Genomic DNA, 6,372 nt, shown 5'->3' with positions numbered 1-6,372 from the left:
CGGTGGAGCTGTGCGTAGATGTGATCAAGAGACAGGCGCGAAGCCGGTCTCGAAGAGGATCAGCGGCCGGTCGCGCAGCTCCTCCAGCCGGATCGCCTCCCGGCCGGAAAGCGGGTCGCCCTCCGGCAGCAGGGCGACCAGCGGATCGTCCCAGACCGGCTGCCATTCCAGCCCCGCGGCGATCGGCAGAATGGCCATGGCCATCTCGATCTCCCCGCCCAGCACGGCTTCCGACAGAGTCAGCGAGCCCTGTTCCAGCAGGGCGATGGTGATGTCCGGATGCGCGGCCCGGAAACGCCCGACCAGCGGCGCGAAGAGCGCGGCACTGCCGAAGGGGGTCAGCCCCAGGCGCAGGTGGCCGCGCGTCAGCCCGCGCAGCGCGTCCAGCTCGGCCAGCATGGTGTCGCGGCTGGCCAGCATGGCCTGGGCATGGCGCAGCACGACCTCCCCGGCCTCCGTGGGCCTCACCCCATGGGGCAGGCGGTGCAGCAGGTCGAGGCCCACCTCGTCCTCCAACTGGCGGACGGCCTTGCTGACGGTGGGTTGGCTCGCGAAGATCTCGCGGCTGGCGGCGGAGAAGCCGTTGCGCCGCACGACCTCGACGAAGGCCCGGAGGGCGCGCAGGTCCATACCCTATTCTGTATCGGAATGGGCTGAATTCCAGCAATTCATTTTGGGTATGCTGCGGCGCGGCCTATCTTTCTGCCTCCGACGCCCCAGCGGACATCAGCCATGAGCATCCCCGTCAACCTCGCAGGACCCTTGCGGCACGAGTTCCAGAAGCGCTGGTGGCTCCAGGCCGGCTTCTTCGTCCTGGTCTCCTGGGTCAGCGGGCAACTGGTGCAGCGGACGGGGATCGGCCTGCCCGGCACCATCCTGGGCCTGGGGCTCGTGCTGGTGCTCCTCGCCTCCCGCCTGATGCGGCCGGAAAGCCTGCGACGTGGCGCGCTGGTCCTGCAGGACCACCTGATGCTCTTCTTCGTGCCGCCCATGCTGGCGCTGCTGGACCATCCGGAATTCCTCAGCCGCGACGGCCTGCTGGTGCTGCTCTCCGTGGTGGCCGGCACGCTGGCCGTGATGGCGGGGACCGGGCTGGTGGTGGAGTTCTGCATCCGCGCCATCGAGCGGGCCGAGGCGCGCGAAGGCACTCTCCGGGACGGGCATCATGTGGCCTGAGCATCCCCTCGCCGCCCTGGCCTGGCTGCTGGCGACGCTGGCGATCTATGCGGGCAGCCGAGCCCTGCACCGCCGCTTCCTGGCATGGTGGAGTTCGCCGCTGCTGCTCACCTGGGTCTCGCTGCTGGTGCTGATCCCGATGGCCCATTCGGACTACCGGACCTATCTCGGCGGCACCGCCTGGCTGGGGGCGCTGCTGGGGCCGGCGACCATCTCCTTCGCGCTGCCGATCTACGACCAGCGGGCGCTGATCCGACGCTACTGGCCGGTGCTGACGGCCGGAGTGCTGGCGGGCAGCGTGCTGTCCGTCGCCGTCTCGGCCGCGATGGCACATCTGCTGCACTTCTCGCCGACCATGGAGTTGAGCCTCTTTCCGCGCTCCGTGACCACGCCCTTCGCCATGATCGCCTCGCAGGAGATCGGTGGCGTCCCCGGCATCACCGCCAGCTTCGTGGCCATCACCGGCATCTTCGGCGCCACGATCGGGCCGGCGCTGATCCGCCTGCTGCGCCTGCGCAGCGGCTTCGCGCGCGGTGCCATGCTCGGCATGGGCGCGCATGGCGCCGGCGTCGGGCGGGCCTACCAGCTTTCGGCGCAGGACGGTTCCGTGGCCAGCACGGTGATGGTGCTGGCGGGGCTGCTCAACGTGCTGGTGGCGGTGGGGGTCGCCGCCCTGATGGGGTGATGGCTCAGCCGGCGCCGCCCGGCTGGAAGTGCTTCCGCCAGACCGGTCCGGCGCCGGGGCGCGCCGCCACGGCCCGGGTCAGCGCCTCCAGCCTCGGGCAGTGGGCCGGTATCCAGTCCTTCCCGCCCATCCAGCGGGTCAGGACCGAGAGATAGATATCCGCCGCCGAGAAGCGCGATCCCAGGATGAAGGGGTCCGGCCTCGCCTCCCGCTCCACCAGAAGCCAGATCTCCCGTCCCATCTCGCGCGCGCGCTCGCGGATGGCAAGGGCATGGGACGGATCGGCGCTGAAGCGCTCCGGATAATCGACGCGGGTCACGTGCGGATAGAATTCCCCGGCGGCCAGCGCCATCCAGCGCAGGGCCCGGGCGCGTGCCGGATCGCCGGGCGGCGGCAGAAGGGCCGCTTCGGGGTGCCGGTCCGCCAGGGTCAGCAGGATGGCGAGGCTCTCCGTCAGCACCGTTCCATCCGGAAGCAGCATCGCAGGAACACGGCCCATCGGGTTGATCCTGCGATATTCGTCGGAGAGCTGATGGTCGCCTTCCAGGGGCACCGGACGCAACTCCACGGGGGCACCGATTTCCGCCAGGGCCATTTCCGCGGTGCAGGAGCCGGAGCGGCGGTCGCCGTAGAGGATATAGGGTTCCATGACCCGTGACGCTGCGCCCGGAAGCGCGGCGGAGGCGAGTCAGAAAACCTGATGCCCCGTATCAGCCCGCTTCATGGAGGCTTCAAGAAAGCAGTCAGGAAACGCCTCCAACCTGCTGATCCTATTGTTTTCTAGCTGATCGGCTGCGGCTCGCCACGCGGCTGGGTGACGCCGGGGCGGCCATAGAGGGCCATGGCGCGGCGTTCGAAGGCCCGGACCATCAGCCTCACCGCCTCACCGAAGACGGTGCCGATCACCGCCTGGAGCAGGCGTGAGCGGAACTCGAAATCCACGAAGAAGTCGACTTCGCAGCCCGTACCGCCGCCTGGCTGCGGCACGGGCCGGAAGCGCCACTGGTTGTTCAGGTAGCGGAAGGGACCATTCAGGTATTCGACCTGGACATGGTCCGGCCGGTCCAGCGTGACCTGGGAGCGGAAGGTCTCGCGGAACATCTTGAAGCCGATGGTCAGATCGGCCACCAGCTTCTTCTCGTCGCCCGAAATGACCCTTGCGCCCACGCACCAGGGCAGGAATTCCGGGTACCGGCCGACATCCGCGACCAGATCGAACATCTGCTGCGGCGTGTACCGGAGCAGCCTCTTTTCTGCATGGGTCGGCATCAGACGGCCGAACGCGCCCCCTGCCCGGCCGGTTGCATCCCGAGCCGGGCCTCGCGGGCGGCCCGGAGCGCCGCGAAGTCACGGTCGGCGTGGTAGGAGGAACGGGTCAGCGGCGTGGCCGAGACCAGCAGGAAGCCCTTCGAGCGCGCCATGGCGGCATAGTCCTCGAACTCCGCCGGCTCCACGAAACGGTCCACGGCGGCATGCTTGACCGTGGGCTGCAGGTACTGGCCGATGGTCAGGAAGTCGATCTCAGCCGAGCGCATGTCGTCCATGACCTGCAGCACCTCGACCCGGGTCTCGCCCAGCCCGACCATGATACCGGACTTTGTGAAGATCATCGGGTCCAGCTCCTTCACCCGGTCCAGCAGGCGGAGCGAGTGGAAGTAGCGGGCGCCGGGGCGGATGCTCGGATAGAGCTTCGGCACCGTCTCCAGATTGTGGTTGAAGACATCCGGCCTCGCCTCGACCACCACTTCCAGCGCCCCGTCCTTGCGCAGGAAGTCGGGGGTCAGGATCTCGATGGTCGTGTCCGGCGCGGCGCGGCGGATGGCGCCGATGGTCTCGGCGAAATGCCGGGCGCCGCCATCCTTCAGGTCGTCGCGGTCCACCGAGGTGACGACGACGTGCTGGAGGCCGAGCTTGGCCACGGCGTCGCCGACCCGGCGCGGCTCGTCCGCGTCCAGATGCTTCGGCATGCCGGTGGTGATGTTGCAGAAGGAGCAGGCGCGCGTGCAGATCTCGCCCATGATCATCATGGTCGCGTGGCGCTTGGACCAGCACTCCCCGATATTCGGGCAGGCGGCTTCCTCGCAGACCGTCACGAGCTTGTTGTCGCGCATCAACTCGCGCGTCTCGTGATAGACCGGATGGGTCGGGGCCTTGACCCGGATCCATTCCGGCTTGCGCTTGATCGGGTTGTCCGGCCGGTGCGCCTTCTCCGGATGGCGCAGAGCGGCCGCGGAGGGAACTGCGGCCGAGGGGATGGCCGGGCGCGGCGGCACAGGCGAGGGTTCGCGCGCCGCCAGCGCGGCGCGCACCTCCTCGTTCGGGGTGGGGGCGATGACGGCCGCTGCCGCCTCGCCGCTCCGCTGCACCGCGCCGCCGGCGCGGTGGTCCACCAGGATACGGTTGGCCATGACGTCCCTAGATGTGGATCACGCGGCCATAGGCATCAAGCACCGACTCATGCATGGCTTCCGAGACCGTGGGATGGGGGAAGATCGTGTCCATGAGCTCCTGCTCGGTGGTTTCCATCGTCTTGGCGATGACATAGCCCTGGATCATCTCCGTCACCTCGGGCCCGACCATGTGGGCGCCCAGCAGCTCCCCGGTCTTGCTGTCGAAGACGGTCTTGATGAAGCCCTCGGGCTCGCCCAGCGCGATCGCCTTGCCGTTGCCGATGAAGGGGAAGCGGCCGACGCGCACCTCGTGCCCGGCCTCCTTGGCCTTGGCCTCGGTCAGCCCCACCGAGGCGACCTGCGGGCGGCAATAGGTGCAGCCCGGAATGTTGTTCGTGTCCATCTTGTGCGGATGGCCGCCGGCGATGGCCTCGATGCAGGCGATGGCCTCGTGGCTGGCCTTGTGCGCCAGCCAGGGCGCGCCGGTCAGGTCGCCGATGGCGTAGACGCCGGGCTCCCCGGTCTCGCCGAAGCCGGTGGTGACCACATGGGTCCGCTCCACCTTCACCTTGGTGCCTTCCAGGCCGAGATCCTCGACATTGCCGACGATGCCGACCGCCGAGATCAGCCGGTCGGCGGTGATCTCCTGGGTCTTGCCGCCGGCCTCGACCGTGACGGTCACGCTGTCGGCGCCCTTCTTCACGCCCTGCACCTTGGCGCCGGCCAGGACGGTCATGCCCTGCTTCTGGAAGGCCTTCTGCACGAAGGCGCTGACCTCGGCATCCTCGACCGGCAGGATGCGGTCCAGCGCCTCGATCAGCGTCACCTTGGCGCCCATGTTCAGGTAGAAGGAGGCGAATTCCGAGCCGATGGCGCCGGAGCCGATCACCACCAGCGACTTCGGCATCTCCTGCGGCACCAGGGCCTCGCGGTAGGACCAGACCAGCTTGCCGTCCGGCTCGATGCCGGGGAGGACGCGGGCGCGGGCACCGGTGGCGAGCACGATGTGCTTCGCCTGGATCTCGGCGACCGGCTTGCCGTCCTTGGCCACCGAGAGCCTGCCCGGCCCCGCCAGCTTCGCATGGCCGTCGAAGACCGTGACCTTGTTCTTCTTCAGCAGGTGCTTCACGCCGCCCGAGAGCTGCGAGGCGACCGCGCGGGAGCGCTTGACCACCTTCTGGAAGTCGAAGCGGATATTGTCGGCGGCGAAGCCATAGGCATCCAGCGTGTGCAGCAGGTGGTTGATCTCGCTGGCGCGCAGCAGCGCCTTGGTCGGGATGCAGCCCCAGTTGAGGCAGATGCCGCCCAGGTTCTCGCGCTCCACCAGCGCCACCTTCATCTTCAGCTGCGCCGCGCGGATCGCCGCGACATAGCCGCCGGGGCCACCGCCCACCACCACCAGGTCGAACTGCTCGGCCATCGGTTCTTGTCCTTCCGTGTGATCAGCCCGCCGCCAGACCCGGCAGGCGGCGCAGCGCCGGCATCCGCCGGGCCGCGAGTGAGAGGATTCCCCAGGCCGCGGCAATGGCGCCGCCGAGCATCAGGGCGAGGTTGTAGCGTTCCTGGTTCACCGAGGCCCCGGCATGGACGAGGAGCATGATCCAGGCGGGCGCGGCGTAGAGCAGGAGCGGCGTCAGCCGGCCGGCGCGGCGCGCGGCGGCAAGGCCGAAGGGCGCCAGGAGGACCATGCCGATCCCCCAGTAGCGGCCGATCCACAGCCCTCTCCAGGCGAGGGAGAGCGTGGTCAGCGCGTGCCAGAACGGGTGGAGCAGGATGCCCTCCCGCACGATCGCGGCGAAATGCGCGTCGATGCCGCCGGACAGCGCCAGGGCCGTCTCGCGGTGCTGCTGGCCCAGGTCGTAGAAGCTGCCGGGCCGGTCCCAGTCGAGCGGCCAGACCGTGTCCCGGCCGAACAGGGCGGTGGCGAGGTTGTCGCCGAAATCCGGCAGCCAGTAGAGGAAGGAGGCCAGGAGCTGGCGTGCCGTCATGTCGTTGTAGGACAGGCGCTCGACCAGCACGGCGGGGCCGTAGCCGGCGCTCAGGGCGAAGTGGCCGAGCACGAGCCCGTTGCGGATCATCCCTGTCTCTTGATCACATCTACGCACAGCTCCACCGTAAAGG

8 protein-coding genes are annotated in these 6,372 nt (G+C 69.0%); 2 read left to right on the top strand and 6 right to left on the bottom strand.

Features of this window, described 5'->3' with window-relative positions; all coding sequences use genetic code 11:
- Positions 1-24: 24 nt before the first annotated feature.
- A complete protein-coding gene (locus ROTAS13_RS17210; RefSeq protein ID WP_083755584.1) occupies positions 25-630 on the bottom strand; it encodes a LysR family transcriptional regulator in 606 nt (201 codons plus the stop codon).
- Between the two features lie 102 nt (positions 631-732).
- Here ROTAS13_RS17210 and ROTAS13_RS17205 point away from each other — a divergent pair, with 102 nt between their 5' ends.
- Both ROTAS13_RS17205 and ROTAS13_RS17200 read left to right on the top strand, forming a co-directional pair.
- Entirely contained in the window at positions 733-1,176 is a 444-nt protein-coding gene (locus ROTAS13_RS17205; RefSeq protein ID WP_019460300.1) for a CidA/LrgA family protein, read from the top strand.
- Complete coding sequence (locus tag ROTAS13_RS17200) at positions 1,166-1,861, top strand: LrgB family protein (protein ID WP_019460301.1); 696 nt, start codon at positions 1,166-1,168, stop codon at positions 1,859-1,861. The genes ROTAS13_RS17205 and ROTAS13_RS17200 overlap by 11 nt, the downstream gene beginning before the upstream one ends.
- A 4-nt stretch (positions 1,862-1,865) precedes the next feature.
- On the opposite strand, the gene ROTAS13_RS17195 is transcribed toward ROTAS13_RS17200, so the two are convergent.
- The 5 genes from ROTAS13_RS17195 to ROTAS13_RS27280 all read right to left on the bottom strand — a co-directional run.
- The gene (locus ROTAS13_RS17195; protein ID WP_075822948.1) at positions 1,866-2,510 is read right to left on the bottom strand and encodes a glutathione S-transferase family protein; all 645 of its coding nucleotides are present in this window, start codon (positions 2,508-2,510) and stop codon (positions 1,866-1,868) included.
- A gap of 131 nt (positions 2,511-2,641) precedes the next feature.
- A complete protein-coding gene (locus ROTAS13_RS17190) occupies positions 2,642-3,130 on the bottom strand; it encodes a type II toxin-antitoxin system RatA family toxin (RefSeq protein ID WP_075822947.1) in 489 nt (162 codons plus the stop codon).
- The gene (gene lipA, locus ROTAS13_RS17185; RefSeq protein ID WP_226946089.1) at positions 3,130-4,269 is read right to left on the bottom strand and encodes a lipoyl synthase; all 1,140 of its coding nucleotides are present in this window, start codon (positions 4,267-4,269) and stop codon (positions 3,130-3,132) included. Before lipA ends, ROTAS13_RS17190 begins: the two co-directional genes overlap by 1 nt.
- A 7-nt stretch (positions 4,270-4,276) precedes the next feature.
- Entirely contained in the window at positions 4,277-5,671 is a 1,395-nt protein-coding gene (gene lpdA / locus ROTAS13_RS17180) for a dihydrolipoyl dehydrogenase (protein ID WP_075822946.1), read from the bottom strand.
- Positions 5,672-5,693: 22 nt separating this feature from the next.
- The coding region (locus tag ROTAS13_RS27280) for a hypothetical protein (protein ID WP_216348673.1) at positions 5,694-6,372 on the bottom strand (679 nt) is incomplete at its 5' end.

It is taken from the genome of Roseomonas sp. TAS13 (assembly GCF_001950415.1).
In the GTDB taxonomy this organism is placed as follows: Bacteria; Pseudomonadota; Alphaproteobacteria; order Acetobacterales; family Acetobacteraceae; genus Roseomonas; species Roseomonas mucosa.
Note: the sequence above shows the minus strand (reverse complement) of the source record. Positions and strands in the feature narration are given on the sequence as shown.